Source organism: Micromonospora globbae (genome assembly GCF_036184225.1).
Taxonomy (GTDB): domain Bacteria; phylum Actinomycetota; class Actinomycetes; order Mycobacteriales; family Micromonosporaceae; genus Micromonospora; species Micromonospora globbae.
The window spans coordinates 1,223,548-1,248,993 of sequence record NZ_CP108084.1 but is presented as its reverse complement, the minus strand read 5'-3'; the positions used below and the strand labels follow the sequence as shown (position 1 = coordinate 1,248,993).

At 73.3% G+C, this 25,446-nt stretch carries 21 protein-coding genes and 1 riboswitch; of the genes, 7 read left to right on the top strand and 14 right to left on the bottom strand.

Features of this window, described 5'->3' with window-relative positions:
• The first annotated feature begins 22 nt into the window (after positions 1 to 22).
• Positions 23 to 2,077 carry a glycosyl hydrolase family 28-related protein gene (locus OG994_RS05525; RefSeq protein WP_328852412.1) on the top strand — a complete coding sequence of 685 codons (2,055 nt, stop codon included), beginning with the start codon at positions 23 to 25 and terminating at the stop codon, positions 2,075 to 2,077.
• A 116-nt stretch (positions 2,078 to 2,193) separates the two neighbouring features.
• Here the strand turns inward: OG994_RS05525 and OG994_RS05520 are convergent, their stop codons facing one another.
• Positions 2,194 to 3,768 (bottom strand): Na+/H+ antiporter, encoded by a 1,575-nt coding sequence (locus OG994_RS05520; RefSeq protein WP_192902035.1) that lies wholly within the window; start codon positions 3,766 to 3,768, stop codon positions 2,194 to 2,196.
• 245 nt (positions 3,769 to 4,013) lie between these two features.
• Here OG994_RS05520 and OG994_RS05515 point away from each other — a divergent pair, with 245 nt between their 5' ends.
• Positions 4,014 to 6,173, top strand: a complete 2,160-nt coding sequence (locus OG994_RS05515) for an amylo-alpha-1,6-glucosidase (RefSeq protein WP_328852411.1) — start codon at positions 4,014 to 4,016, stop codon at positions 6,171 to 6,173.
• A gap of 105 nt (positions 6,174 to 6,278) precedes the next feature.
• On the opposite strand, the gene OG994_RS05510 is transcribed toward OG994_RS05515, so the two are convergent.
• Complete coding sequence (locus OG994_RS05510) at positions 6,279 to 7,544, bottom strand: MFS transporter (RefSeq protein WP_328852410.1); 1,266 nt, start codon at positions 7,542 to 7,544, stop codon at positions 6,279 to 6,281.
• Between the two features lie 37 nt (positions 7,545 to 7,581).
• Between OG994_RS05510 and OG994_RS05505 the strand changes: the two genes are divergently transcribed.
• The gene (locus tag OG994_RS05505) at positions 7,582 to 8,634 is read left to right on the top strand and encodes a LacI family DNA-binding transcriptional regulator (protein ID WP_328852409.1); all 1,053 of its coding nucleotides are present in this window, start codon (positions 7,582 to 7,584) and stop codon (positions 8,632 to 8,634) included.
• 19 nt (positions 8,635 to 8,653) lie between these two features.
• On the opposite strand, the gene OG994_RS05500 is transcribed toward OG994_RS05505, so the two are convergent.
• The gene (locus OG994_RS05500) at positions 8,654 to 9,091 is read right to left on the bottom strand and encodes a nuclear transport factor 2 family protein (RefSeq protein ID WP_328852408.1); all 438 of its coding nucleotides are present in this window, start codon (positions 9,089 to 9,091) and stop codon (positions 8,654 to 8,656) included.
• Between the two features lie 90 nt (positions 9,092 to 9,181).
• Positions 9,182 to 9,589 (bottom strand): ChaB family protein, encoded by a 408-nt coding sequence (locus OG994_RS05495; protein ID WP_328853669.1) that lies wholly within the window; start codon positions 9,587 to 9,589, stop codon positions 9,182 to 9,184.
• Between the two features lie 291 nt (positions 9,590 to 9,880).
• A riboswitch (SAM riboswitch) is annotated at positions 9,881 to 9,993 on the top strand.
• Positions 9,994 to 10,281: 288 nt separating this feature from the next.
• Here OG994_RS05495 and OG994_RS05490 point away from each other — a divergent pair.
• From OG994_RS05490 to OG994_RS05480, 3 genes are read left to right on the top strand one after another with little or no spacing between them, the layout of a single operon-like run.
• Positions 10,282 to 11,154, top strand: coding sequence for an ABC transporter substrate-binding protein (locus OG994_RS05490; RefSeq protein WP_328852407.1), 873 nt, complete (start codon positions 10,282 to 10,284; stop codon positions 11,152 to 11,154).
• A gap of 40 nt (positions 11,155 to 11,194) precedes the next feature.
• The gene (locus OG994_RS05485; RefSeq protein WP_120326374.1) at positions 11,195 to 11,974 is read left to right on the top strand and encodes an amino acid ABC transporter permease; all 780 of its coding nucleotides are present in this window, start codon (positions 11,195 to 11,197) and stop codon (positions 11,972 to 11,974) included.
• 2 nt (positions 11,975 to 11,976) lie between these two features.
• Entirely contained in the window at positions 11,977 to 12,714 is a 738-nt protein-coding gene (locus tag OG994_RS05480) for an amino acid ABC transporter ATP-binding protein (protein WP_328853668.1), read from the top strand.
• Positions 12,715 to 12,722: 8 nt separating this feature from the next.
• On the opposite strand, the gene OG994_RS05475 is transcribed toward OG994_RS05480, so the two are convergent.
• The 3 genes from OG994_RS05475 to OG994_RS05465 form a co-directional block, all read right to left on the bottom strand.
• Positions 12,723 to 13,544 (bottom strand): sugar phosphate isomerase/epimerase family protein, encoded by an 822-nt coding sequence (locus tag OG994_RS05475; RefSeq protein WP_328853667.1) that lies wholly within the window; start codon positions 13,542 to 13,544, stop codon positions 12,723 to 12,725.
• A gap of 92 nt (positions 13,545 to 13,636) precedes the next feature.
• Positions 13,637 to 14,800: a dihydrodipicolinate synthase family protein gene (locus tag OG994_RS05470; protein ID WP_328852406.1), complete on the bottom strand. Its 1,164-nt coding sequence runs from the start codon at positions 14,798 to 14,800 to the stop codon at positions 13,637 to 13,639.
• Entirely contained in the window at positions 14,797 to 15,948 is a 1,152-nt protein-coding gene (locus tag OG994_RS05465; RefSeq protein WP_120326376.1) for a Gfo/Idh/MocA family protein, read from the bottom strand. The genes OG994_RS05470 and OG994_RS05465 overlap by 4 nt, the downstream gene beginning before the upstream one ends.
• 209 nt (positions 15,949 to 16,157) lie before the next feature.
• On the opposite strand from OG994_RS05465, the gene OG994_RS05460 reads away from it, so the two are divergent.
• Positions 16,158 to 17,186, top strand: coding sequence for a LacI family DNA-binding transcriptional regulator (locus tag OG994_RS05460; RefSeq protein WP_120326377.1), 1,029 nt, complete (start codon positions 16,158 to 16,160; stop codon positions 17,184 to 17,186).
• A gap of 82 nt (positions 17,187 to 17,268) precedes the next feature.
• Here OG994_RS05460 and OG994_RS05455 read toward each other — a convergent pair whose 3' ends face one another.
• The 7 genes from OG994_RS05455 to OG994_RS05425 form a co-directional block, all read right to left on the bottom strand.
• Positions 17,269 to 19,365 carry a PQQ-dependent sugar dehydrogenase gene (locus OG994_RS05455; RefSeq protein ID WP_328852405.1) on the bottom strand — a complete coding sequence of 699 codons (2,097 nt, stop codon included), beginning with the start codon at positions 19,363 to 19,365 and terminating at the stop codon, positions 17,269 to 17,271.
• 50 nt (positions 19,366 to 19,415) lie between these two features.
• Positions 19,416 to 20,378, bottom strand: coding sequence for a LamG-like jellyroll fold domain-containing protein (locus OG994_RS05450; protein WP_120326682.1), 963 nt, complete (start codon positions 20,376 to 20,378; stop codon positions 19,416 to 19,418).
• Between the two features lie 104 nt (positions 20,379 to 20,482).
• Positions 20,483 to 21,232 carry an ABC transporter ATP-binding protein gene (locus OG994_RS05445; RefSeq protein ID WP_120326379.1) on the bottom strand — a complete coding sequence of 250 codons (750 nt, stop codon included), beginning with the start codon at positions 21,230 to 21,232 and terminating at the stop codon, positions 20,483 to 20,485.
• Positions 21,222 to 21,965 (bottom strand): ABC transporter ATP-binding protein, encoded by a 744-nt coding sequence (locus OG994_RS05440; protein WP_120326380.1) that lies wholly within the window; start codon positions 21,963 to 21,965, stop codon positions 21,222 to 21,224. The genes OG994_RS05445 and OG994_RS05440 overlap by 11 nt, the downstream gene beginning before the upstream one ends.
• 236 nt (positions 21,966 to 22,201) lie before the next feature.
• Positions 22,202 to 23,323 (bottom strand): branched-chain amino acid ABC transporter permease, encoded by a 1,122-nt coding sequence (locus OG994_RS05435; protein ID WP_240032725.1) that lies wholly within the window; start codon positions 23,321 to 23,323, stop codon positions 22,202 to 22,204.
• A complete protein-coding gene (locus OG994_RS05430; protein WP_328852404.1) occupies positions 23,307 to 24,194 on the bottom strand; it encodes a branched-chain amino acid ABC transporter permease in 888 nt (295 codons plus the stop codon). Before OG994_RS05430 ends, OG994_RS05435 begins: the two co-directional genes overlap by 17 nt.
• 6 nt (positions 24,195 to 24,200) lie before the next feature.
• Positions 24,201 to 25,424: an amino acid ABC transporter substrate-binding protein gene (locus tag OG994_RS05425; RefSeq protein ID WP_240032726.1), complete on the bottom strand. Its 1,224-nt coding sequence runs from the start codon at positions 25,422 to 25,424 to the stop codon at positions 24,201 to 24,203.
• Positions 25,425 to 25,446 lie beyond the last annotated feature (22 nt).

Genomic DNA, 25,446 nt, shown 5'->3' with positions numbered 1-25,446 from the left:
ACCGACCAGAGATGAGCCGCCCATGAACCGGACCCACCGCGCGGTACGGCCGCGCACCCGCGCGCGACGCCGGGCCGTCGCCGCCGTGACGGCGCTGGCCACCGCGCTCGGCGTCCTCGCCGGCGCACCCGCCGGGGCCGCCACGCGCGGCGCCGACCCCGACGGCCACAGCGACGCCCGCCCCGTGGTGACCCGGGCCGCCCTCGATCCGGCGCTGGTCGCCGGCCGGGGTGCGCGGGTCGCCTTCGAAGAGCAGGAGGCGGAGAACGCGGCCACGAACGGCGAGGTCATCGGCCCGGACCGGACCGCGTACACGCTCCCCTCGGAGGCCTCCGGCCGGCGGGCCGTCCGGTTGACCCCCGGCCGGTACGTCGAGTTCACGCTCCCCGCCGCGGCCAACGCGATCACCGTCCGGTACAGCATTCCCGACGCGCCCGGGGGCGGCGGCATCACGGCGCCGCTGGACGTGTCGGCGAACGGCAAGCGGATCCGGACCATGACGCTCACGTCGCAGTACGCGTGGCTCTACAACCAGTACCCGTTCACCAACGACCCGGACGCCGACCTGCTGCACCCCGACTGGTGGATCACCGAGTGCTCCTGCGTCCCCGCCCAGACCACCCCGTACCCCAGCATCCAGAAGCCGTTCCGGCCCAGCCACTTCTACGACGAGCAGCGCCTGCTGCTCGGCCGCACGTACCGGGCCGGTGACCGGATCCGGCTCACCGCGCCGAGCCGCACCAACGCCGCCTGGACCGTCATCGACCTGCTCGACTCCGAACTCGTCGGCCCGCCGCGGATCCGGTCCCGCGCCGCGAACGTGCTGGCCTTCGGCGCCGACCCGACCGGGCGGCGGGACTCCGCCCCCGCGATCGAGCGGGCCATCGTCGCCGCCCGGCGCACCGGGCTGCCCGTCTACCTGCCGCCGGGCACCTACCAGGTGAACCGGCACATCATCGTGGACGACGTGACGATCGAGGGGGCCGGCAACTGGTACACGATCGTCAGGGGCCGCGAGGTGGCGTTGCCCGAGCCGGCGCCGGACGGGTCGGTGCACACGGGCGTCGGCTTCTACGGCCGGGACGCGGCCGACGGCGGCAGCCGCAACGTCCACCTGTCCGGCTTCGCCATCGAGGGCGACGTCCGCGAGCGCGTCGACACCGACCAGGTCAACGGCATCGGCGGTGCCATGAGCGACTCGACGATCGACGGGCTCCACCTGCGCCACACCAAGGTGGGCATGTGGTTCGACGGGCCGATGCGCAACGTCCGCATCACCAACAACATCATCGTCGACCAGATCGCCGACGCGCTCAACTTCCACACCGGCGTGACCGACTCGCTCGTGGCCCACAACTTCGTCCGCAACACCGGCGACGACGGCCTCGCGATGTGGTCGGAGACGACCGCCAACGCGCGCAACACGTTCGCCCGCAACACCGTGCAGTCGCCGGTGCTCGCCAACGGCATCGCCGTCTACGGGGGCGCCGACAACACCGTCTCCGGCAACCTGATCGCCGACCCCGTGCGGGAGGGCAGCGGCATCCAGGTCGGGTCGCGCTTCGGTGCCGAACCGTTCACCGGGCACCTGCGCATCAGCGACAACACCGTCGCCCGTGCCGGCACGTACGAGCTGAACTGGAACATCGGCCTCGGCGCCATCTGGTTCTACGCCCTCGACCGCAGCATCGACGCCCGCGTCGACGTGGTCGGCGACGCGTACCTCGACAGCACCTACAACGCGATCATGCTGGTCAGCGAGTGGGCGGTGAAGGACCTGTACTCGATCAGCAACGTCCACTTCCGCGACATCCGCGTGGACGGCACCGGCACCTCGGTCGTGAGCGCCCGCACGGCGGGCGCCGCGTCCTTCCGCAACGTCGACGCGCGCAACGTCGGCGCGGTCGGCGTGAACAACTGCGGGTCGTTCCACTTCACCCCGGAAGGCTCCGAGTTCCGCCTCACCGACCTCGGGGGCAACGACGGGGGCTGGCTCGCCGACTGGCAGCTGCCCAACACGATCACCTGCGACGACCGCCCGCCGGTCGTACCGCCCCCACCGCCGTCCCGGTGGTGAGGTCGGGCGCCGCCGGCACCTCCGGGCGCCGGCGGCGCCCCGGCAGAACGCCGTCCGTGGGCTGCCCCCACCGGTCACGGCGACCGCCCACCGCACGCTGCGTGGCGGCCCGCGCGCTACTCCGGCACGCTCGGGCCCAGCAACCGGATCTCCTCGATGTCCAGGGCCGCCTGGAGTTCACGCAGCACGACGTCGTCGATCTCGTTGGCGTCCCGCATCCGGGTGATCTCCCGGCGTTTGTGCTCGAGCACGCCCAGCCGCAGCTGGCGCTCGATCTCCCGGGCGCGCGGCGCGCCCTCCTCGCTCTCGGCGGCCCGGATGTCGGCCAGGAGCGCCTCGTAGTCGGTCCGGACGCGGCTCACCACGTCCTCGTCGGCGCCGACCTCGGCCGCGATGTCGGGCAGGGCCGCCAGGCCCGCCTGCCCGGCGCGCACGCGGGCCCGCCGCGCCTCGTCGACGCGCTGCTGGTCGCCCATCAGGCCGGCCCACCGCACGATCAGCGGCAGGGTGGTGCCCTGCACGAGCATGATCGACAAGATCGCCACTGCGGTGCAGAAGATGATGAGGTCGCGCTCCTCGACGGGGTGGCCGTCCGCGTGCAGGGGCACCGCCAGCGCCGCGGCGAGCGAGACCGCGCCGCGGAAGCCGGTCCAGCTCGCGACCAGGCGGACCCGCCACGTCGCCCGGGCCGCACGTTGGGCGCTGCGGCGGTCGACCGCCCGGTAGACGTAGGCGAAGAGCATGATCCAGGCCGTCCGGGTCAGCACCACCACCAGCGTCACCACCGCGGCGATGACCACGGCGCGGCCGATCGAGACGCTGGTGACGCTGCGGACCGCGCGGGGGATCTGCGTGCCGAGCAGCACGAAGAGACCACCGTTGATCAGGAACGTGGACAGCTCCCAGAAGTCGAACGCCAGCACCCGGGAGCGGGCCCGGATCACGCGCGGACCGGCGTAGGAGAGGACGAGCCCGGCCACCACCACCGCCAGTACGCCGCTGGCGTGCACGCTGTCGGCGAGGAGGAACGCCGCGAACGGGGTCAGCACGCTGAGCGCGCCCTCGGGCAGCGGGTCGTCGATGCGGCGGCGCACCAGCACCACGAGACCGCTCACCACGAGTCCGGCGGCGATGCCGCCGAGGAACGAGAGGGCGACCTCCCCGGTGAGTTCGAGCGGCCCCGGCACGGAACCGCTGGCGAGCAGGCCGAGCGTGACGGAGAAGAGCACGAGCGCCGTACCGTCGTTGATCAGGCTCTCGGCGTGCAGGGTGGTGAGGAGCCGCCGGGGCATCCGCTTGGCCAGGCCGGAGACGGCCGCCGCGTCGGTCGGGGCGAGCACGGCGCCGAGCACCCAGGCCGGCGCCGGGTCGACGCCGAACGCCTGGGCGGTCAGCGACACGGTGACCATCGTGAGCACCACCAGCACCACCGCGAGCAGGCCGATGATCAGCAGGTTGGCGCGGATCTCCCGCAGGCTCGTGGTGAGCGCCTCCCGGTAGAGGATGGCCGGCAGGAACAGCAGCAGCACCACCTCGGGTTCCAGTTGCACGTGCGACAGCGGCGGGAGCAGCCCCAGCAGGGCGCCCATGCCGATGAGCAGGACCGGCGGCGCCACCCGGTAGCGGCCGCCGAGGGTGGTGCCGACCAGCACCGTGACGGCCAGCAGCACGAGCAGCAGCAGACCTTCCACCTCGCACCCCCCGCCGTCGCCGCGGTCGACCTCCCGCCACCACTGTCGCCGCTCGCGGCGGCGGCCGGAGGCGGAACGGGCGCAGCGCCGGGCGGATCACCGGTGCCGGGGAGTCCGCCGTCACCGCCGGACCGTCCACGCCACGCCCGGCCTCGCCGCTCGTGTTCGTCGATGCCGACGCGCGGCCGACCGGCGCGTGCGTAGGGTCGGCGGTGACGGGTCCGGTTCGCGCGCTCGGGGGGCACGTGACGGCTGGGGAGCGACGACGCACGCCGGCCCGGCCGTGGCCGGAGCGGGAGCCGGACGGCCGGGTGAGCAGCGGCGCCTGCCGGGAGCTGCCGCCCGAGCTGGGGCCGGACGCCGTCGGCGTCCTCGAGGGCCGGACGTTCATGTTCTCGAACGCGGCGGGCGACGTGCCGAAGGGTTCCATCGGCGGTCTCGTGCACGACGACACGCGGTTCCTCGACCAGTGGGAACTCACCATCGGCGACGCTCCGCTGCTCGTGCTCGGCTCGGGAACCGTCGACCCGTTCTCCGCCGCGTTCTTCCTCGCCAACGCCGACCTGCCCGGCCTGCCGCCGAACCGGGTGGGCGTCCGGCGCCAACGGTTCGTGGGCGACGGCCTGTACGAGCGGATCGAGCTGCGCTACTTCGGGCTCGAGCCGGTCGAGTTCCGGCTGCGCCTCGCCGTCGGCACCGACTTCGCGGACCTGTTCGAGATCAAGGAGTCCGGGCGGGACCGGTCGGCCGAGATCCTCCGCCGCCACGAGAGCGACGGTTCCGGCCTCTCCTTCGGCTACCGCAACGGCGCCTACTCCACCATGGTCCGGGTGGAGGCCGACCCGGCCGCGCACGAGGTCGACGGCGACTCGCTGGTCTGGCACCTGCGGCTGGCGCGGGGGCAGGCGTGGCGGTGCGAGCTGAGGGTCCCCCTGCGCTGCGGGGACGAGCGGATGACGCCGGTGGCCCGCAGCTTCGGTGACGTCTTCGAGCGCGCCCCGGAGGAACCCGCCGCCCGCTGGCTCGCGGCGGTGCCCCGGTTGGTCACCGCGTCGGACCGGCTGGCCGCCGTCTACCTCAAGTCCGCGGCCGACCTGACGTCGATGCGCCTGGAGAAGCGCATCCGCGGCGAATCCGTCGTGCTGCACGCCGCCGGACTGCCCTGGTTCATGACCGTGTTCGGCCGGGACACGCTGATCACGGGCTACCAGACGATCGCCTTCGGCGCGGCGATGGCCCGCGGCGCGCTGCTGGTGCTCGCCGACCACCAGGCGCGCGACCACGACGACTTCACCGACCGCGAGCCGGGGAAGATCTTCCACGAGTACCGCTCGGGCGAGCTGACCCAACTGGGGCTCAAGCCGTACCAGCCCTACTACGGCGGCGCCGACACCACCCCGCTCTGGCTCGTGGTGCTCTCCGAGTACTGGCGGTGGACCGGCGACGACGAACTGGTGCGGCGGCTGCGGCCGAACGCCGAGGCCGCGCTGCGGTGGATCGACGAGTTCGGGGACCTGCACGGCAGCGGATACGTCGGCTACGCGACCCGCTCCCGGGAGGGGTTGGGCAACCAGTGCTGGCGCGACTCGCCCGACGGTGTGCAGTTCGCCGACGGCACCATCCCGGTGCTCCCGATCGCCACCTGCGAGACGCAGGGCTACACGTACGACGCCAAGCTGCGCATGGCGGAACTGGCCGACGGGCCGTGGCGGGACCCGGCGCTGGCGGGACGGCTGCGCGCCGAGGCCACGGCGCTGCGGGACCGGTTCAACCGCGACTTCTGGCTGCCCGAGCGGGGCGGCTACTACGCCGTCGGGCTGGACGGCGACGGGCGCCCCATCGACTCGATGACGTCGAACATGGGGCACCTGCTGTGGAGCGGCATCGTGCCGCCGGAGCGGGCGGAGCTGGTGGCCGCCCAGCTGATGTCCGACGAGATGTTCTCCGGCTGGGGCGTCCGCACCCTCTCGACCGCCGACCGTGGCTACAACCCGATCGGGTACCACCTCGGCACGGTCTGGCCGCACGACAACGCCATCCTCGCCGCCGGTCTCGCCCGCTACGGCCGCCACGCCGACGCGCAGCGGATCGTCTCGGCGATGCTGGAGGCGTCGTCCTACTCCGAGCACCGGCTGCCCGAGGCGCTCTCCGGCTACGACCGCGCGTTCGGCCGGCGGCCGGTCCCCTACCCCACCGCGTGCAACCCCCAGGCGTGGGCCAGCGGGGCGCCGCTGCTGTTCCTGCGGACGCTGCTCGGGCTGGACGCGGTCGACGGCCGGCTCGTCGTCGACCCGCACCTGCCGGAGTCGTTCGGCACCGTGCGGCTGCTCGGCGTGCCCGCGGCCGGTCGCCGCTGGAACGTGCTCGCGGAGGGCACCCGGGGAGAGGTCCACCCCGCCGACTGACCGGGCACACCCGGCGGACCGTGACACCACACCGGCGGTGCCCGACGCGAGCCCGCCTCGGCCGCGCCGACCGAGGTCCCGGCCACTGTGAGCGGCCCGGACCGGCTATGGCGCGTACTGGCCCATCCGATCGCGGACCGGGGGCGCCACCTCGTCGACCGTCACGCCGGTACGGCGGCCCAGACCGCTGAGGCGCAGCAGCGCGGGAGTGAGGACGAACAGGCCGACCGCGAGGGCCGCGACCGCGACCAGGGCCCCGCGCAGTCCTACGGCGTCGGCCCACAGTCCGACGTAGACCGGACCGGCCAGGAACCCGAGGTAGGACACGGTCGTGACGACCGACGTCGCGCGGCCCCGGTGGGACTCGTCGACGTTCCGCGACACGATGCCGACGAGGGTGGGGAACAGCACGGCGGTACCGGCAGCGGCCACCGCGAGACCCACCCCGGCGACGAGCAGCGTGGGTGCGACGGCGATGAGGGCCGTCCCGGCCGCGGCGGCCGACGCGCCGGCGAGGAGGACGGCGCGAGCGTGGGCGGCCTTGAGGCCACCGGTGGCGAACCGCGTGACCGCCACCGTGCCCGCGAAGACCGCGGGTGCGACGGCGCTGAGTCCCGGGCCGGAACCGAGCTCGTCGTGGGCGAAGACGGCGCTCCAACTCTGGTGCGCGTTCTCGGTGGCGAACGCGAGCGCGCCCAGCACGCCGACGAGCAGGAACGGGACGACCCTCCACCGGTCGGACGGCGCCGGATCCGCCCCGGTGCGGTGCTCCGGACCGGACGCCGGCTCCGCGGCCCGGTCGACGCCGGACGGCAACGTCCTGAGCAGGGCGGCGCCGGCGAGCAGTGAGAGAACGGCCACGGCGGTGAACGGGACCGCGAGCGGCAGCGACGCGGCCGATGCCACGCCGGTGGCGAGACTCGCGAGGACCACGAGGCTGGAGAAGACACCGTGGGCGCGGGTGATGACAGGACGACGGGCGGTCTGCTCGGCGCGTCCGGCGACCGCGTTCATGGCTACGTCGGCGGCTCCGCTGACCGCGCCGACGACGGCCAGCCCCACGCACAGGCTCGCCAGGTTCACCGCGGTGAGCGCCAGCCCGGCGCCGACGACGCCGAGGGCCCCGACGAGCACGGCCGCCACCCGCAGCCCCCATCGGTCGAGGGCCCTGCCCGCGGCCAGCATCGCGGGAAGGGCGCCGGCGCCCACGAACAACAGCGCGAGGCCGAGCTGACCGTCACCGATGCCCGCCTGGTGCTGGACCCTGGGCACGGAGGCACCCCAGACCCCCCAGAAGGAACCGAAGGCGGCGAAGGCCACGAGCGCCGCGACGATCAGGTGGCGCGGCGGGCCGCTGGGTGTCCGTGTCATCTGTGTAACGATACACATGCTCGGCTAGGCTGGCATCGTGGAATCACCCGTCGGCTCGAAGCGGGTGACCCTCGCGCAGGTGGCCGAACTGGCCGGCGTGTCGGTCATGACCGCCTCCTACACGTACAACCAGCCGAGCCGGGTGTCGGAGCGGTCCCGGTCCAAGGTGCTCGCCGCAGCGGCCCAGCTCGGATACGCCGGCCCCGACCCGAGTGCCCGGTCGCTGCGCCGGGGCAGCACCCGCACGCTGGGTGTCGTGATGGGCGAGCACCTGAGCTACGCGTTCGAGGATCCGGAGGCGGTGTCCTTCCTCGCGGGGATCGCCGGTGTCTGCGCCGACCGCGGCTACGGCATGACGATCCTGCCGATCACCGGCGCCGCCGATGACGTCCTGCGCGTCACGGGCGCCGCCGTCGACGGCTTCATCGTGTGGACCACGTCGGACGACGATCCGGTCCTGGCAGCCGTCCGGGCGACGAAGCGTCCTGCCGTTGTCCACGGTGGGCCGGCGGTCCCCGGGTTGGGCCTGGTGAGCATCGACAACCGGGCGGCGGCGTGCGCGGTCGGCGCCGTCGCCTTCGCGGGTGCCACCCGTCCGGCGGTGCTGAGTTTCCCGCTCTCCCGCGAGCGGATCAGCACGATCACCCGCGGCTCGGGCATCGCCGATGTCCTCTTTCCGGTGACGCGTGAGCGTCTGGAGGGCTACCGGCAGGCGGCCGAGGAGGCCGGCATCGCGTGGCGGGACGTCGTCGTCGCGGTGTGCTCGCGCAACGACGCGGCCGACGCCGAGCGGACCGCCGCGACCCTGCTGGCGTCCGCCGAGCCGCCCGACGCGATCGTCGCGATGAGCGACCAACAGGCGGCCGGCGTCCTCCGCGCGGCCCGGGCCGCCGGTCGCGCCGTCCCCCACGAGGTGGCGGTGACCGGGTGGGACGACTCGGCGTTGGCCGCACAGCTCGGGCTGACGACCGTCGCGCAATCCCTGCGCGAGCAGGGAGCGGCCTGTGCGCAGGCCGCACTGGGTGGTCGGACGCCGGTATCCCGGACCGCGCCCTGGTCCGTCGTCCGCCGAGGCAGCACCCGCCCGTGATCGGCGGCGCCACCGCGACCTACGGCTCGCCAGCGCCGTCCACGGCGTCGACGTCGATCCGCCAGAGGTCGTTGAAGGCGATGCTGTCGAAGAAGGCGGTGGCGTCGACGACCTTGCCGTCGCGGAAGGTCAGGAACCAGGCGTACGTGTTGGCGTACGTGGCGCCGGTGACGGTCACCCCGGCGCCGTCCCAGAGCACCACGACCGTGCCGGCGTCGGCGTCCTCGTAGATCGCCCGGACGGTCACCGGGCGGAACGGCGTGTCCGTGCCGAACCGCGCGTTGAACGGCCGCAGCACCTCGCTCACGAACTCCTCGGCCGTGTGGTACGTCCGGGCCGCCGCCGAGTTGCCGACGATCTCCCAGCGCATGTCGGGGGCGAAGATGTCCGTGATGCCGCCGGTGCCCGCGGACCAGTCCGCGAAGGCGCGGGCGACGATGTCCCGGTTGGCCGTCATGGCGACCACCTCCCTGCCCGCCGCCGCCCGGCGGGCCCGCCGGCATCATCCCACCGCCGCGCCCGCCCGGAATCCGACCGGCGGGCGGTGTCAGCTCCGCCGGCGGGCGCGGGACGTGGCCCGGGCGTTGGCCTTCTCGATGGCCCGGACGAGATCGTCCTTCGCCATGTCCTGCGGACGCGCGATGCCGACCTTCCGGGCCACCTCGTCGAGGTGGCCCTTGCTGGCGTTGGCGTCCACGCCCTGCGCGGTGTCCCGGGGCCGCGAACGGGACGCGGGGGTGCCCAGCTCGGCCTGCGGGTCGGACGGGCCGGGGTGCTCCTTGGGCTCCCAGTGGTCGCCCACCTTCTCGTGGGTGTGCTTCAGCGAGGCGAAGGCCGTGCGGTGGGCCCGCTCCCCGTCGCCGTAGGTCTCCTCGGCCGACTCGAGCGTCTTCTTGTACGTCCGCACCGCCTTGTCGTCGGAGCGGGCGACGGTCGAGGGCACGTCCGGACGCATCCGTTCGGCCTGCTCGTGCTTGTCGGTCACGGCGCGCTCCTCCCCCGGCGGTGCTCGTGTCCGCCGGGTACCCGGTCCCGGCCGGACCACACCGGCGGACCGGGGCAGGACCGGGCGCCGCGCCGCCCGGTCCGGCGGGACCCGACCCGGTGACGTCGCGCCCCGACAAGGCCGCCCGCCGCCCGGTCCCGCGGGACCCGACCCGGCGCCGTCGCGGCTCGACCCGCCGTCGCGTGAGGGTGGTCATATCGGCTGGACGATGCCCGGCGGTGGGCTGCTAGCCTCTGCGCAGGTCATGAGCGCCAGCGCGTAGCCCCGGCTTGCTGGCCGGCAACCCTCCTCCGCGGTGGGGTGCCCCGGGTGAGGACCGGGCACCGGAGCGACATCCGGTGCAAGCGTGGCCTGGTTCCCAGGTCAGCAACGACCCAGGAGAGCCAATGTCGTGTGAGCACACCATCCCGTCCGTCGGCCTCGGCGCGCCCGACGCGTCCGATCGCTGGCCGCTGTCGCCGCGTCTGACCCGGCGCCGACACGTCGACATGATGTGGGTGTGCAGCGCCGCCTGTCCGCGCGGCGCCCGGCGCTGACGGCGCCCCTTCCCGCCACACCGATCCGTCCAGCGGCCCACCCGTCGGGTGCGCCGTCGGCGGCGCACGCCCGTGCCCCGCCGTTGACCGACTCCGGAGACACCTGTGCGAATCCTTCCTGCCCTGACCCGGCTGGCCGCCCTCGGCGCGGCCGCGATCCTCGGCGCCGCCACCCTCACCGCCTGCGGCGACGGCTCCTCGTCCGGCGCCGCCGACAACCCGTACCACCTGCTCCAGCCCGGCGTGCTGCGCGCCGGCACGCTCACCGACGCCCCGCCGAACGTGTACCTGAAGGACGGCGAGTTCACCGGCTTCGACAACGACCTCCTGCGCGCGGTCGCTGGCAAGATCGGCCTGAAGGTCGAGTTCGTGGCCACCGACTTCTCCGCCCTGCTCTCGCAGGTCAACAACCGCAAGTTCGACGTGGGCAGCTCCTCGATCACCATCACCGAGGCGCGGAAGAAGACCGTCGACTTCGGCAACGGCTACGACTTCGGCTACTTCGGACTCGACGTGCCCGCCGGTTCCCCGATCCGCAGCTTCGACGAGCTGCCGGGCAAGCGTGTCGTCGTCGTGCAGGGCACCGTCCAGGACGACTACGCCACCAGCAAGGGCCTCGACCCCGTGCGGGTGCCCGACTACAACGGCGCGATCAACCAGCTCAAGGCCGGCACCGCGGACGCCTGGATCGCCCCGGCCGAGATCGGCGACAAGTCGGCCGCGGACAGCGGCGGGAAGATCGTCGTGGCCGCGAAGCTGCTGAGCCCCGCGCCGACCGCGTACGCGGTGGCGAAGGGGAACGACGCCCTGCGCGAGGCGCTCAACAAGGGCCTCGACGAGGTCATCGCCGACGGCACGTGGAGCCGGTTGCAGGCCCAGTACTACCCGGGCCGGCCGATCCCCGAGGACTTCAAGCCGGGCAGCGGCACGGTGGCGGTCCCCGCGGCGCCGAGCGCGTCGGCGTCGGCGGCGTCCTGACGGAAGAAACGAACGAGCGGAGCGGTAGGAGACACGGCCGATGGATCCGTTGCGCACCCTGTGGGAGACCTTCTTCGACTGGGAGTCGATGCGCGAGGCGCTGCCCGAGATGCTCACCGTCGGGTTGCCCAACACGCTGATCCTCGCGGTCTCCGCCGCCCTGCTCGGCTCGGTGCTGGGCATGCTGCTGGCCATCGCGGGCATCTCCCGCACCCGGTGGCTGCGCTGGCCGGCCCGCGTCTACACCGACGTGTTCCGGGGGCTGCCGGCCGCCGCGACCATCCTGCTGATCGGCGTCGGCCTCGCGCCCCTCGGCATGCAGGTGTGGGGGCCGAACCCGTACCCGCTGGGCATCCTGGCGCTCTCCCTGATCGCCGCCGCCTACATCGGAGAGATCTTCCGCTCCGGCATCCAGTCGGTGGAGGCGGCCCAGTTGGAGGGCGCCCGGGCCCTGGGGTTCTCCTGGGGCGAGGCCATGCGGGTGGTCATCATCCCGCAGGGCGTACGCCGGGTCCTGCCGGCCTGGGTCAACCAGCTCATCGCGTTGATCAAGGACTCCAGCCTCGTCTACTTCCTCGGCCTGGTGGCCAGCCAGCGGGAGCTGTTCCGCATCGGGCAGGACTACGCCGCCACGACGGGCAACGAGTCGGCGCTGCTGCTGGCCGGGCTCTTCTACCTGGCGCTCACCGTGCCGTTGACCCACGTGGTCAACGCGATCGACCGGCGGCTGCGGCACGGGCGGCCCGCCGCCGGGCCGGCCGACGACATCGACGACACCGACCTGGCGCTGCCCGGCGCGGCGGGAGGGAACCAGCGATGAGCATCGACACCACCACGTCGGTCAGCCTGGGCGTGCGCGACGTCCACCTGGCCTTCGGCGCCAACCGGGTGCTGCGGGGCGTGGACCTCACCGTGGCGCGCGGCGCGACGGCGTGCGTCATCGGGCCGTCCGGCTCCGGCAAGTCGACGTTGCTGCGTACGATCAACCGCCTCATCGAGCCCGACCGCGGCGACGTGCTCCTCGACGGCCGCAGCGTGCTGGCCGACGACCCGGACGCCCTGCGGCAGCGGGTCGGCATGGTCTTCCAGCAGTTCAACCTGTTTCCGCACATGAGCGTCCTGCGCAACGTCACCCTGGCGCTGCGGCGGATCAAGAAGTTGCCCGAGGACGAGGCGGTGGCGATCGCGCGGGCCCAGTTGGAGCTGGTGGGCCTGGCCGGCAAGGCGGACGCCCGCCCGGGGCACCTGTCCGGCGGGCAGCAGCAGCGGGTGGCGATCGCCCGGGCGCTGGCGCTGCAACCGCAGGTGATGCTCTTCGACGAGGCGACCAGCGCCCTCGACCCGGAGCTGGTCAAGGGCGTGCTCGGTGTGATGGCCGACCTGGCCTCCGGCGGCATGACCATGGTGGTGGTCACCCACGAGATGGGCTTCGCGCGGCAGGTCGCCGACACGGTGGCCTTCATGGACCGCGGCGTGGTGCTGGAGGCCGGCGAGCCGGCCGCGATCTTCGAGACGCCGGAGCACCCCCGGCTGCGCCGCTTCCTGTCCCAGGTCCTCTGAGGGGCCGCTCAGTCGGGCAGGACGTGGGTGACGTACCGGCGCGCCAGCGTGGCCACCACCGCGTCCGGGTCGGCCGCCCACACCTCGGCGTTGAAGATCTCCACCTCGATGTCGCCGGCGTAGCCGGCCTGTTCGACGGCCCGGCGCAGCAGCGGGAAGTCGATGTGCCCGTCGCCCATCATGCCGCGCGAGAGCAGGGCGTCCGGCGGCAGCGGCGTGATCCAGTCGCAGACCTGGAAGCTCGCGACGCGGCCCCGGGCGCGCCGGATCTGGCCCAGCACGTCCGGGTCCCACCAGACGTGGAACGTGTCGACCACGACACCGACCTGCTCGGCGGGGAACCGCTCGGCGAGGTCGAGGGCCTGCCCGAGGGTGGACAGCACACCCCGGTCGGCGCAGAAGATCGGGTGCATCGGTTCCAGGGCCAGCCGTACGCCCCGGCCGGCCGCGTACGGCGCGAGCTCGGCGATGCCCTCGGCCATCCGCTCCCGCGCGCCGGCGAGGTCGCGCGACCCCTCGGGCAGGCCGCCGACCACCATGACGAGGCAGGCCGCGCCCAGCTCGGCGGCCTCGTCGACGGCGCGGCGGTTGTCGTCGAGCGCCCGCCGCCGCCGCGCCGGGTCGGCGGCCGTGAGGAACCCGCCCCGGCACAGCGAGGACACCCGCAGACCGGCGTCGGCCACGAGGCGGGCGGCGGTGGGCACCCCGATCGCCTGGACGGGTTCGCGCCAGAGCCCGATCGACGGCAGCCCGGCCCGGACACAGCCGGCGACCGCCTCGGCGACGGACCACCGGTCCGTGGTCTTCTGGTTCAGCGACAGCCGGGCCAGCCGCGGGTCGCCCGGACGCGGGGTGGGCACGGCGGCCGGCCGGCCCGACGGCACGTCCACGGCGACGTCGCCGGTCACCGCCGCGCCGCCGGTCACCGGGACACCCCCGCGACGTCGAGGAACGCGCGCAGCCGCGCCGCGGCGAGGTCGGGATCGGGCAGCAGCCGCGCGTCGTCGGCGAGCCGGGCCAGCTCGGCGAGGTGCACCACCGACCGGCCGCTCTGCAGGCCGCCCACCATGGTGAAGCCGGGCTGGTGGCCGCAGAGCCACGCGAGGAACGCGATGCCGGTCTTGTAGTACCAGGTCGGCGCGGTGAAGATGTGCCGGGCCAGCGGCACGGTCGGCGCGAGGAGGGCGTCGTACCGCGCCGGGTCGCCCGCGTCGAGGGCCTGGAGCGCGGCCGAGGCGGCCGGCGCGATGGCCGCGAACACCCCGAGCAGGGCGTCGCTGTGGTGCACGCCGTCGCCGCGGATCAGCTCCGGGTAGTGGAAGTCGTCGCCGGTGTAGAGGCGTACGCCGGACGGCAGCGCCGCCCGCAGCCCCCGCTCGTGCTCCGCGTCGAGCAGCGACACCTTCACCCCGTCGACCCGGCCCCGGTACCGGCCGATCAGGTCGAGGAGCGCCGCCGTGGCCGCCGGCACCTCGGGTGAGCCCCAGTAGCCGTGCAGCGCCGGGTCGAACATCGGCCCCAACCAGTGCAGGATCACCGGTCGGGACACCTGGTCGAGCAGCCGCCCGTACACCTTCGCGTAGTCCTCCGGGCCGCGGGCGATCCGCGCGAGCTGGCGGCTGGCCATGAGGATGACCTGCGCGCCGCTGGCCTCCATAACCTCGATCTGCTCCGCGTACGCGGCCGTCACGTCGTCGAGGGAGGCGAGGTCGGCCGGGGCGTGGTCGGTGCCCGCGCCGGCCGCGATGCGCCCGCCGACCGTGCGGGCCTCGGCCGCGCTGCGCGCGACGAGTTCTCGGGTGGTGGCCCAGTCCAGCCCCATGCCGCGCTGCGCGGTGTCCATGGCCTCGGCCACGCCCAGCCCGTACGACCACAGGTGCCGCCGGAACGCGAGGGTCGCCTCCCAGTCGACGGCGGCCGGCGCGCCGGGGGTGTTGTCGCCGAGCGGGTCGGCCACCACGTGCGCGGCGGCGAAGGCGACCCGGGAGGCGAGGGGCCGGGCCGGGCGCGGCCAGTCGGCGGGCCCGGCGAGCCGCCGCTCCTCCACCGTCCCGTCGGGACGCGGCAGGCGTACGACCGCGCTCACGCCGTCAGCTCCGGCAGCTCGACGCGGCGGCCCTCCCGCGACGAGCGCAGCCCGGCCTCGGCGAGCTGCACGCCGCGAGCGCCCGAGAGCAGGTCGTACGGGTTCGGCGCGTCCTCGACGACGTGCCGCACGAACTGTTCCCACTGCGCCTTGAAGCCGTTCTCCAGCACGGCGTTGTCCGGCACCTCCTGCCACTGGTCGCGGAAGCGCTGGGTCTCCACGAGGTCCGGGTTCCACACCGGTTTCGGGGTGACGGCCCGGTGCTGCACCCGGCACCGGTGCAGCCCGGCCACCGCGCTGCCCTCGGTGCCGTCCACCTGGAACTCGACCAGCTCGTCCCGGTTGACCCGGACGGCCCACGAGGAGTTGACCTGCGCGACGATCCCGCCGTCGAGCTCGAAGATGGCGTACGCCGCGTCGTCGGCCGTGGCGTCGTAGCGGTGGCCCTGCTCGTCCCACCGGTGCGGGATGTGCGTGACGACCCGCGCCGTGACGGCCCGCACCCGGCCGAAGAGGTTCTCCAGCACGTAGTTCCAGTGCGGGAACATGTCCAGCGCGATGCCGCCGCCGTCCTGGGCGCGGTAGTTCCAGCTCGGACGCTGCGCGGGCTGCCAGTCGCCCTCGAAGACCCAGTAGCCGAACTCGCCGCGCACCGACAGGATCCGGCCGAAGAACCCGCCGTCGACGAGCCGCTTGAGCTTCACGAGGCCGGGCAGGTAGAGCTTGTCGTGCACCACCCCGTTCTTCACGCCGGCCCGGCGGGCGTGGCGGGCGAGGTCGAGCGCCCCGGTCAGCGACTCGGCGGTCGGCTTCTCGGTGTAGACGTGGCGGCCGGCGTCCATCGCCCGGATGAGCGACTTCTCCCGGACCTGGGTGACCTGGGAGTCGAAGTAGACCGGGTAGTCGGCGTCGGCCAGCGCGGCGTCCAGGTCGGTCGTCCATCGTGGGAGGTCGTGCCGCCGCGCGATCTCGCGCAGCTTGGTGGCGTTGCGGCCGACCAGCAGGGGTTCGAGCTGGACGCGGGTGCCGTCGGCGAGCGTCACACCGCCCTGCTCCCGGATGGCGAGGACGGATCGGACGAGGTGCTGCCGGTATCCCATCCGACCGGTCACCCCGTTCATCACCACGCCGAGCTTGCGACCGCCCATCGACGGACCTCCTTGGGAAAGCGCTTACCGGAACGGTATGGCAGAGCGCGCCGGGGGTGCAAGACCCGAGCCCGGCCGCCGCGACCCGGGCCGGAAACCCGGCGACGCGGGACGCGGAAGCGCAGGTCACCGACGTTTGACGCGCTGATCGGCGAGTTCCTAGGCTGGCGGCGGACGAATCCACACCGGCGTCTGCGGAAGGACCTGTCGTGACCGGTTCCGTCACGCTGCACGACGTGGCACGCCGCGCCGGCGTCTCCCTGGCCACCGCCTCCCGCGCCCTCAACGGCAGCGCCAACCGCGTGGTGGGTGAGGCGCTGCGCGAACGGGTGCTGCGCGCGGCGGCCGAGCTGCGCTACTCCCCCAACGCCCACGCCCAGGCGATGGCCCGCCGCCGCACCCGGATCATCGGCCTCTCCCTGCACGACATCGCCGACCCGTACTTCTCGGCCGTGGCGGCCGGGGTCATGCGCGAGGCCGAGACGCACGGCCTGCTGGTCACCATGGCGAGCACCGGCCACCGGCCAGGGGCCGAGACCGACTACGTGGGCGCCTTCCGGCGGCACTGGGCCACCGTGGTCATCGTGGTCGGCAGCCGCACCGACGACCGGGCCGCCACCGACCGGCTCGCCGAGGAACTCGCCGCGTTCGAGGCCGAGGGCGGGCGGGCCGTGGCCGTCAGCCAGCCCCGACTGCCGGTGGACACCATCTCGATCGACAACCGGGCCGGCGCGCGCGACCTCGGCCACACGCTCCACGACCTCGGGCACCGGCGGTTCGCCGTGCTCGCCGGCCCCGCCGACCTGCTCACCGCCGCGGAACGGGTGGACGGCTTCCGCGAGGCGGTGGCCCACCGCGGCGGCCGCCTCGCCCCGGAGCACGTCGTGCCCGGGCCGTTCACCCGCGACGGCGGCTACGCGGCCATGCAGCGCCTGCTCGACGAGGAACCCGACGTCAGCTGCGTGTTCGCCGTCAACGACGTCATGGCCGTGGGCGCGATGGCGGCCCTCCGCGACCGGGGTGTCGACCTGCCCGCCGGGATGGCGGTCGCCGGGTTCGACGACATCGCGACCCTCCGGGACGTCAGCCCCGCGCTGACCACCGTGCGGATCCCGCTGGAGGAGATCGGCGCGCTGGCCGTCCGGCTGGCCCTCGACGAGGGCGCCGACCGCCCCCGCCTGCGCCGGGTGGCCGGCGAGGTGGTCGTCCGCGCCAGCACGCCGCGCCTGCCGGCCTGACCCACCACCGCGCCCGCCGCCGGGATGGCGGGGAGCGGCGGACCTGCCGCCGCTCCCCTGCCCGTGTCCGGTCACGACGGCGTCAGGCCGCCGGGGTGCCGCGTACGGTGAGGTCACGCAGCCGCCCGATGTTGTCGAAGGAGCCGAAGCCCACCCGACCCGAGGTGAACGTGGTGTCCCGGGCGGTCATGAGCGGGTCCTTCGCCCCGTCGACGTAGACGGCGATCTCGCCGGTCGCCGGCAGGTGACGCACCCGCACGGTGTGCCAGTCCGCGTCCACGACGGCCGGTGCCGCACCACGGGAGCGCCCGTTCCACTGATGGTCGATGCGTTCCCGGTCGGCGTTGTCGACCTTGAAGATGCCGTTGTGCGGCAGGATCGTGTTGTCCGTGGACAGGTGCGCGTAGTAGAACTCGGTGTCCGAGCGGTAGCCGAACACGATGATCACGTCCCGGTTGGTGACCTCGACCGGGGTGTCCAACCGCACCTCGGCCGTGATGTCGACGGCGCCGAACTCCGGGCCGGCGGTCAGCACGGCGTACTCGAACGGGCGGCGCGGGCCGGGCCGCTGCTCGCCGGCTTCGGCCAGGATGACCTCCTTGCCGGTGAACCGCCACTTCGACGGCGTCACCGGCGCCCAGTTGCTGGGCCGCATGGTGTCCCGGACCGTGGTCGTCCCGGGCTTCCCGGCGGCGAACTGCCGCGTACCGGTCACCTTCCAGACCTTTCCGTTCGCCTTGGCCAGGATGTAGAGCTCGCCGCGCGCGTCGGTGCCGAACCGCAGGTCGACGCGGTTCGGGTCGCCCGGCGCGCCGGGGCCGGAGAGGTCCTGCATCCGCACCGGGGTGCCGTCGGCGTCGAACAGCGCCAGCCGGTGGATGGGCGCCAGCCCCGCACCGCGCCGCATCTGCTTCGCCTCGGTGTAGAGCACGCGACCGTCGACCAGGTCGCCGAAGACGTACTTGCCGCGCAGCGCCGGCACGTCCCGCCCCCGGTAGACGAAGCCGCCGGCCACCGCGACGCCGACGTCGGAGGTGCAGTTCCAGCCCGGCGCCGGGTCGTGGTCGTACGCGGCGACCGGGTAGGTGTACCCGTACCGCTCGTCGTCCTCGGGCAGCGGGAACAGCTTGTCGCAGGGGCGCGTCGAGGTCTTGTCGAACACGAACTGGCCCTCGCGCTCGCTCCACCCGAAGTTGTCGCCGGCGCGTACCTCGTAGATGGCCTCGATGGCGTGCTCGCCGATGTGGCCGAGGTACATCTTCCCGGTCTGCCGGTCCCAGCTGAACCGGTGCGGGTCGCGGAAGCCCACCGCGTAGATCTCGCCGAGCACGTCCGGCCGGCCGACGAACGGGTTGGACGGCGGGATGCCGTACCGCCCGCTCGCGGCGTTGGTGCCCAGCGGGTCGATCCGCAGCAGCTTGCCGTGCGGCAGCGCGAGGTTCTGCGGGTCGCTGTTGCGCACGCCGAGGCCACCGTCACCGGCGGCGATGTAGAGCATCCCGTAGTCCGGGTCGCGCTTCTTCGCCGTCGGGTTGAAGTTGATCTCCTGGATGCCGTGGACCTGGCCGCCGAAGCCGAGACGCAGCACCTCGCGGCGGGTGCCGGAGAACGTGTCGGCGGCGGGGTCGTCGGCCGTCCACTCGGTGATGATGCCGTGGTAGATGGTGCCGCTCTGCGACCAGTCGGGCACCTCGGTGGCGAGCGACGCCTGCTCGGTGTGGACGGTGTAGAACTTGCCGTTGCGCGCGAAGTCGGGGTGGAAGGCCACGTAGCCGAAGCCCTGGCCGAGGCCGCGACCGGAGAAGAACTTGGGGGCGAAGGTCGCCGCCACGTCGAGGTAGACGTGTGGGACGCCACCCTGGACGACATAGAGCTTGCCGTTGAGGTCGGGCACCGCCCGGCGGCCCGAGCCGTCGGGGATCTCCATGATGGTGTTGATGCGGGCGTGCCGCATGAGCCGGGTGTCGGTGGGCGCCGGGGTCGGCTCGGACTTCGGGAACGAGGCGTACTCGGTGAGGACGAGCCCGAGGCGGCTCTGTGTCGGCACCTCGGGGATCGGGTCGTAGACGGGGTCGGCGGCCCGGGCGGGCGCCGCGGCGACCAGCGAGAGGGCGAGCGCGGCGGTCGCGAGCGCGGCCGTCGTCACCGATCTGCGCGGGCGGCGAGTGGAGATGCGCACAGGTCACTCCATTCTCGGGGGACGGGTGGGTGGTGGGTTGGCGGTCGCGGTCAGCGCCCGCGGGCCATGTGCCGGTACTGCCGCTCGACCTCGCGCGCGGAGAGCACGCGGTCGAGGAACATCAGCGAGTCCATCCGGCAGTCGCACGGGTTCTGCTCGCGGGTGTCCTGCGGGTAGCTGCCGCCGATCTTGATGCCCCGGGGGTCGGAGGCGGTGGTGACGTGCGGACCGGGGCCGGCGACCAGCCACGGGTCGTCGGTGCGGGTGTAGAAACCGGCCAGTGGCTGGCCGTCGCGGTAGAGCGCCATCGTGCCGGCGCCGAAGTCGAACGTCGCGGCGAGGTGCACCCACTGCCCCGCGGGCAGCAGCGTGCGCCAGTCCTGCGCCGCCGCGAACGTCTGGGAGTTGCCGCCGTCGAGCCGCCGGCCGAGGGCGACCAGCCGCAGCTCACCGTTCACGTCGATGAGCTCCAGCAGCGCGCGGACGCCGTGGCCGTCCGAGTCGCCGGTCAGGACGCCGGCGAGCCCGATCGCGTTGTACCGGTCGTCGGGGTTGGCGGTGTTGGAGTTGGGTCGGGGCTCGGTCATCTCGACCTTGAACCAGCCCATGACCGTCGTGCCGTCCACCGCGTTGAAGGCGCGCAGGGTACGCACGCCGCTGGCCGAGTAGATGCCGGCCTTCCAGTCGTCGTTCCCGGCGACCGTCGGCGAGACCTGCCGGGTCTGCAGGGCCCGGCCGCTGCCCGGGTACGCCCGGTCGCGTACCCGCATGTCGGCCCCTCCGTTGACCAGTTCGATCTCCGTGCCGGACCGGCCCCGGTCCCGCTCCAGCGCCTCGTCGCCGGGCACGGGATGGTCGAAGTCGTAGAAGGCGACCAGGTTGTCTCGTAGGGACGGGTGGACGTCGCGCGGGCCGGATCCGCCGGCCGACGCGGGTGGCGCCGCGGCACCCGCCAGCACCCCGGCCGCCACGACGGCGGCGGTGGCGGCGGCGGCGCGTCGTGCTCTCGACATCGCGTACACCTCTCTCGTGCCACGAACCTCGTCGGTCCGGTGCCGGTAAGCGCTTACCGGACGGGCCGGACCTCGCTATGTCGGTGGTGCGGTGGTGCCGTGGGTCAGCGCTTCGGGGTGACGGGCGGCTCGGCGGGCCGTCCGCCGAGGTAGAGCTCGCCGAGCTGCGGATCGGCCAGCAGCTCGGACGCGGGGCCGGAGATGTGCACCCGGCCGAGGTCGAGGACGCACCCGAGGTCGGCGGTCTCCAACGCCCGGCGGGCGTTCTGCTCGACGAGCAGGACGGCCGTGCCGGCGTCGCGCATCCGCACGACCTGCTCGAAGACGGTGGCGGTCGCCTTCGGGTCCAGGCCCATCGACGGCTCGTCGAGCAGCACGACCTTCGGGTCCACCATGAGCGAGCGGGCGAACTCGACCTGCTTCTGCTGCCCGCCCGACAGCAGTCCGGCGAGGCTGTCCCACCGCTGCGCCACCACCGGGAACAGCTCCTTGACGAACTCGACCCGGCGGGCCAGGAACGCCTTGTCCCGCAGCGTGTACCCGCCGAGGAGCACGTTCTCGGCCACCGTCATCTCGCGGAACACGCTGTGGCCCTGCAGGACGTGCGCGACCCCGGCGGCGAGCATCGCCTGTGGACCCTGGCCGGTGATCTCCCGGCCGCCGACGAGGATCCGTCCCGAGCGGGGCTTGAGCAGCCCGCTCGCGACCTTCAGCACGGTGGACTTGCCGGCCCCGTTCGGGCCGACCAGGCAGACGATGGTGCCGGCCGGCACGGCGACGGACAGGCCGCGCAGCACCGGGGCCGCGCGCCCGTAGCCGGCCTGGATGTCGACGAGTTCGATCTCAGACGCCAAGGTAGGCTCCCAGCACGCGTTCGTCCGAGCGGATGACCGACGGCGGCCCCTCGGCGATGGGGCGGCCCCGGTCGAAGACCACGATGTGGTCGCTGATGCTCATCACCAGGTCCATGTTGTGCTCGACGATCACGAACGTCCGCCCCTCGGCGTTGAGGTCCCGCACGAGGGTGCCGATGCGGTCGAGCAGGGCCGGGTTGACCCCGCCGGCCGGCTCGTCGAGCAGCACGGTCTCCGGCTCGCTCATGAGCACACCGGCCAGCTCCAGCAGCTTCTGCTGGCCCCAGGACATGTTCCGCGCCTCCACGTCGGCGAGGTGCTCGATGCCCAGCCGGGTCAGCCAGCCGCGCGCCCGGTCGACCTCGGCCCGGCCGCGGGCGCCGCGCAGCTGCCCGAGCAGACCGGACGGTCGCACGGCGGCGAGCACGTTGTCCAGCGCCGACATCCGGGGGAACACCCGGCAGAGCTGGAACGTGCGGCCGATGCCGGCGTGCGCGACGGCGTGCGGCGCGGCGCGCGTGATGTCCCGGCCCCGGTAGGTGGTCCGGCCCGAGTCGGCCCGGATCATGCCGGTGACGCAGTTGAAGAACGTCGTCTTGCCGGAGCCGTTCGGGCCGATGAGCGCGTTGACCCGGCCGTGCTGGAAGGCCACGCTCGCGCCGTCGAGGGCCACCACGCCCCCGAACGCCTTGGTCAACCCCTCGGTGCGCAGCGCCCCCCTCTCGTCGCTCATGCCGCCGCCTCCCTCCGGTCGGCGCCGCCACGAGACTCCACCGCACAGTGCCCGATGATTCGCTCGCCACGCTCGCTCATGCCGCCGCCTCCCTCCGGTCGGCGCCGCCACGAGACTCCACCGCACAGTGCCCGATGATTCGCTCGCCACGCTCGCTCATGCCGCCGCCTCCCTCCGGTCGGCGCCGCCACGAGACTCCACCGCACAGTGCCCGATGATTCGCTCGCCACGCTCGCTCATGGCCGCTCCTTCGTCGACGGTGCGCCGGGGCTGGCCCCGGCCAGTTCGGGCGAGGCGGCGTCGCGCTCCCGCTGCTCGCGAAGCTCGGCCGCCGTCACCTCGCGGATCGACTGCTGCGCCGGACGGAACCGGTCGAGCCCGGCGGCCAGCGCCGGTAGCACGCCGTCGGGCATGAACAGCACGACGAGCGCGAGCAGCAGGCCGGTGGCGACCAGGTGCAGCGGCGTGTTGCCGTACTCGACCTTGAAGTACTCCAGCGCCGTGCCGACCACCAGCGCGCCGAGCAGCGGGCCGAACAGCGTGCGTACGCCGCCGAGCAGCGCCATGAGCACCATGTAGGAGCCGGTCAGGATCGAGAACTGGAAGACCGGGTCGAGGTCGCCGAACCAGAGCGCGTAGAGGCCGCCGGCGGCGGCCGTGAAACCGGCCGACACCACGAAGACCACCAGCTTGTACGCGAACGTGGGGATGCCCAGCGACTCGGCCTTGTCCTCGTCCTCGCGGATCGCCTTGAGCCCGAGACCGAACCGCGATCGGTCGATCAGCCACCAGGCCAGCAGCGCGACGGCGAGCAGCCCGGCGAAGAGGAACCAGAACACCCGGTGGTGCTCGGGTCGCAGCAGGTCCGGGAAGGGGCGCGGCACGGTCAGGCCGCGGGACCCGCCGGTGAACGACGCCCAGCTCTGGAACACCAGCAGCAGGACCAGCACCAGGGCGATGGAGACGATGACGAACGAGGCGCCGCGCACGCGCAGCGCCGCGTAGCCGATCGGCACGGCGAGCGCCGCCACGGCGAGGGCCGCGATCACGAGGGCCAGGAAACTCGGCACGCCGGCCCGGGTGACGAGCAGGCCCGTGCCGTACGCGCCGAGCCCGGCCAGGGCGCCGTGCCCGAGCGAGATGTAGCCGGTGAAGCCGCCGACGAAGTTCCACGAGGTCGACAGCAGGGCGTAGTTCAGCACGACGATGCCGGCCGAGAGGATGTACGGGTTCGGCGCGAGCGACGGGAACGACGCGACGGCGGCGACGAGCGCCACCAGCAGGACGCCCCGGGCCACCCGGCCCGGGGTGAACCCCGGCCGGACGGCGGTGCGGGTGAGGTCAGAAGCGCTGGGCAAGCCGGCCTCCGAAGAATCCCTGCGGGCGGAACGCCAGCGTGGCGAAGAGCGCGAGGTAGAAGATGGTCTGCGCCCAGGTGGTGTTGAGCGGGATCTGCAGCAGGCTCTGCGTGAGGCCGAGCAGCATGGCGGCGGCCGCGGCGCCGGGCACGCTGCCCAGCCCGCCGACCACGATGATGGCCATGAGCGGCCCGATCCAGTGCCAGTGCAGGGACGGGTAGATGGTGGTGTCGAGGGCCAGCGCGGTGCCGCCGACGGCCGCGGTGGCCAGGCCGATGCCGAAGCCGTAGCCCGCGACGCGGTCGGTGTCGATCCCCACGAGGCGGGCCGCGTCGCGGTGCTGGATCGTGGCGCGCAGCGACCAGCCGAAGGTGGTCTTCTTCAGCAGGAGGTAGAGCGTCAGCAGCGCGACCGCGGCGAGCCCGAACGCGATGAGCTTGACCACGGCGATCCGGGCGCCGAACAGTTCCAGGTTCGCCGCGCCGTAGCCGAGCTGGATGCGCCGCTGGGTGCCGGTGAACGCGTACCCGAGCAGCCCCTCGATGACGACCGCGATGGCGAAGGTCAGCAGCACCGACATCATGGTGAGCGTCGCCGGTCGCAGCCGGGACAGCAGCAGCCGTTGGAGCAGCACGCCCGCCCCGAAGAAGAGCGGCACCGTCACGACCAGGGAGAGCAGCGGGTCGACGCCCAGCCGGGTGTGTGACCACCAGGCCAGGTAGGCGGCGAGGATGAGGAACGCCGAGTGGGCGATCATCACGACCCGCATGATGCCGAAGTAGAGCGTCAGGCCCGAGGCCAGCAGGGCGTAGAGCCCGCCCAGGAGCACGCCCAGGACGACGCTCTGGAAGATCAGCGTGCCAGAGGACATCGGCGCCTACCAGGCCGGCTTCGGGTAGACGATGTCGGTCTCCTTGGCGTCGGCCGGGAGCACGATCTGGATCTCGCCGCCGACCCACTGCTGGATCATGTGGGCGCCCTGCGGCTTGCCGGTGGCGTCCCAGCTCAGCGGGCCGACGACCGTCTCCACGGTGTTGTTCCGCACCCAGTCGACGAGCTTCTGCTGGCACTCGCCCTGCTCGGCGCAGCCCACCGCCGTGACGGCCGCCGCGACGACCTGGCCGGTCGTGTAGGCGTTCGCCTCGTCCTCCTCCGGCGGCGAGCCGAACTGGGCGGTGTACTTCTCGACGAACTCGACGTTGCTCGGGTACGGCGCCTTCTGCGTGTAGCCGGTGGGCGCGAGGATCCCCTCGGTCTTGTTGCCGATCGCGGCGGCGAACTCGGGGCTCGTCGGCGCCGTCGAGAACGCGGCGAGCTTCGGCTGGTAGTCCAGTTGCTGGAGGGCGACGATGAGGTTGACGCCGTCCTGGTACTGGGAGCCGCCGACCACGATGTCCGCCTTCGAGGACGCGATCTTCGCGGCGATGCCGCTGAAGTCCGTGGTGTTGGGCGGGTACACCTCGTCGACGACCGTGCGGACGCCGCCCTCCTCCAGCTTCTTCTTCAGCCCGTACGCGGTGCCCTGGGCGAACGGGTCGTCCATGGCGGCGTACGCGGCCGTGGCGGGCCGCTGACCCGCCGGCAGCCCGAGGATGTACTCGGCGAGGTGGTTGTAGTGGTCGTCGGCCACGGCCGGGGCGGCGTAGAACAGGTTCTTGAAGCCCTGCTCGAAGACCTCCTTCGCCGCGCCGGCAGGCTCGACGAACAGCATCCCGTACTCCTCGGCGACCCGGGCGGCCGGCACGACGAGCCGGGTCGAGAAGGGACCGACCACGATGTCCACCTGGTCCTGGCCGATGAGCTGCTCGTAGTCGGAGACGACCCGGTCGGCGTTGGACTGGTCGTCGAGGATCTTCAGCTCGACCTGGCGGCCCAGCAGGCCGCCCTTGTCGTTGACGATCTTCGCCCAGGCCTGGTAGCCGCGCTGCACGCCCTTGCCGGGCTCGGAGAAGTCTCCCGTGAGTGGCAGCGAGATCCCGACCACGATCGGATCGTCGGAGGACGAACCACCGTCGTCACCCCCACTGCAACCGGCGAGCGCGAGCACCATCGTCGCGCCGAACGCCGTCGCCCATCTCATTGTCGTCATCCGGGTGGTCATGCTCGGACGCTCCTTTGCTCCG

Bases quoted from the DNA above. Each gene is read 5' to 3' on its own strand.
- OG994_RS05525 (WP_328852412.1), top strand. From the start codon at position 23: ATGAACCGGACCCACCGCGCGGTACGGCCGCGCACCCGCGCGCGACGC.
- OG994_RS05510 (WP_328852410.1), bottom strand. From the start codon at position 7,544: ATGACACGGACACCCAGCGGCCCGCCGCGCCACCTGATCGTCGCGGCG.
- OG994_RS05500 (WP_328852408.1), bottom strand. From the start codon at position 9,091: ATGACGGCCAACCGGGACATCGTCGCCCGCGCCTTCGCGGACTGGTCC.
- OG994_RS05495 (WP_328853669.1), bottom strand. From the start codon at position 9,589: ATGCGTCCGGACGTGCCCTCGACCGTCGCCCGCTCCGACGACAAGGCG.
- OG994_RS05485 (WP_120326374.1), top strand. From the start codon at position 11,195: ATGGATCCGTTGCGCACCCTGTGGGAGACCTTCTTCGACTGGGAGTCG.
- OG994_RS05465 (WP_120326376.1), bottom strand. From the start codon at position 15,948: ATGGGCGGTCGCAAGCTCGGCGTGGTGATGAACGGGGTGACCGGTCGG.
- OG994_RS05450 (WP_120326682.1), bottom strand. From the start codon at position 20,378: ATGTCGAGAGCACGACGCGCCGCCGCCGCCACCGCCGCCGTCGTGGCG.
- OG994_RS05440 (WP_120326380.1), bottom strand. From the start codon at position 21,965: ATGAGCGACGAGAGGGGGGCGCTGCGCACCGAGGGGTTGACCAAGGCG.
- OG994_RS05430 (WP_328852404.1), bottom strand. From the start codon at position 24,194: ATGTCCTCTGGCACGCTGATCTTCCAGAGCGTCGTCCTGGGCGTGCTC.
- OG994_RS05425 (WP_240032726.1), bottom strand. From the start codon at position 25,424: ATGACCACCCGGATGACGACAATGAGATGGGCGACGGCGTTCGGCGCG.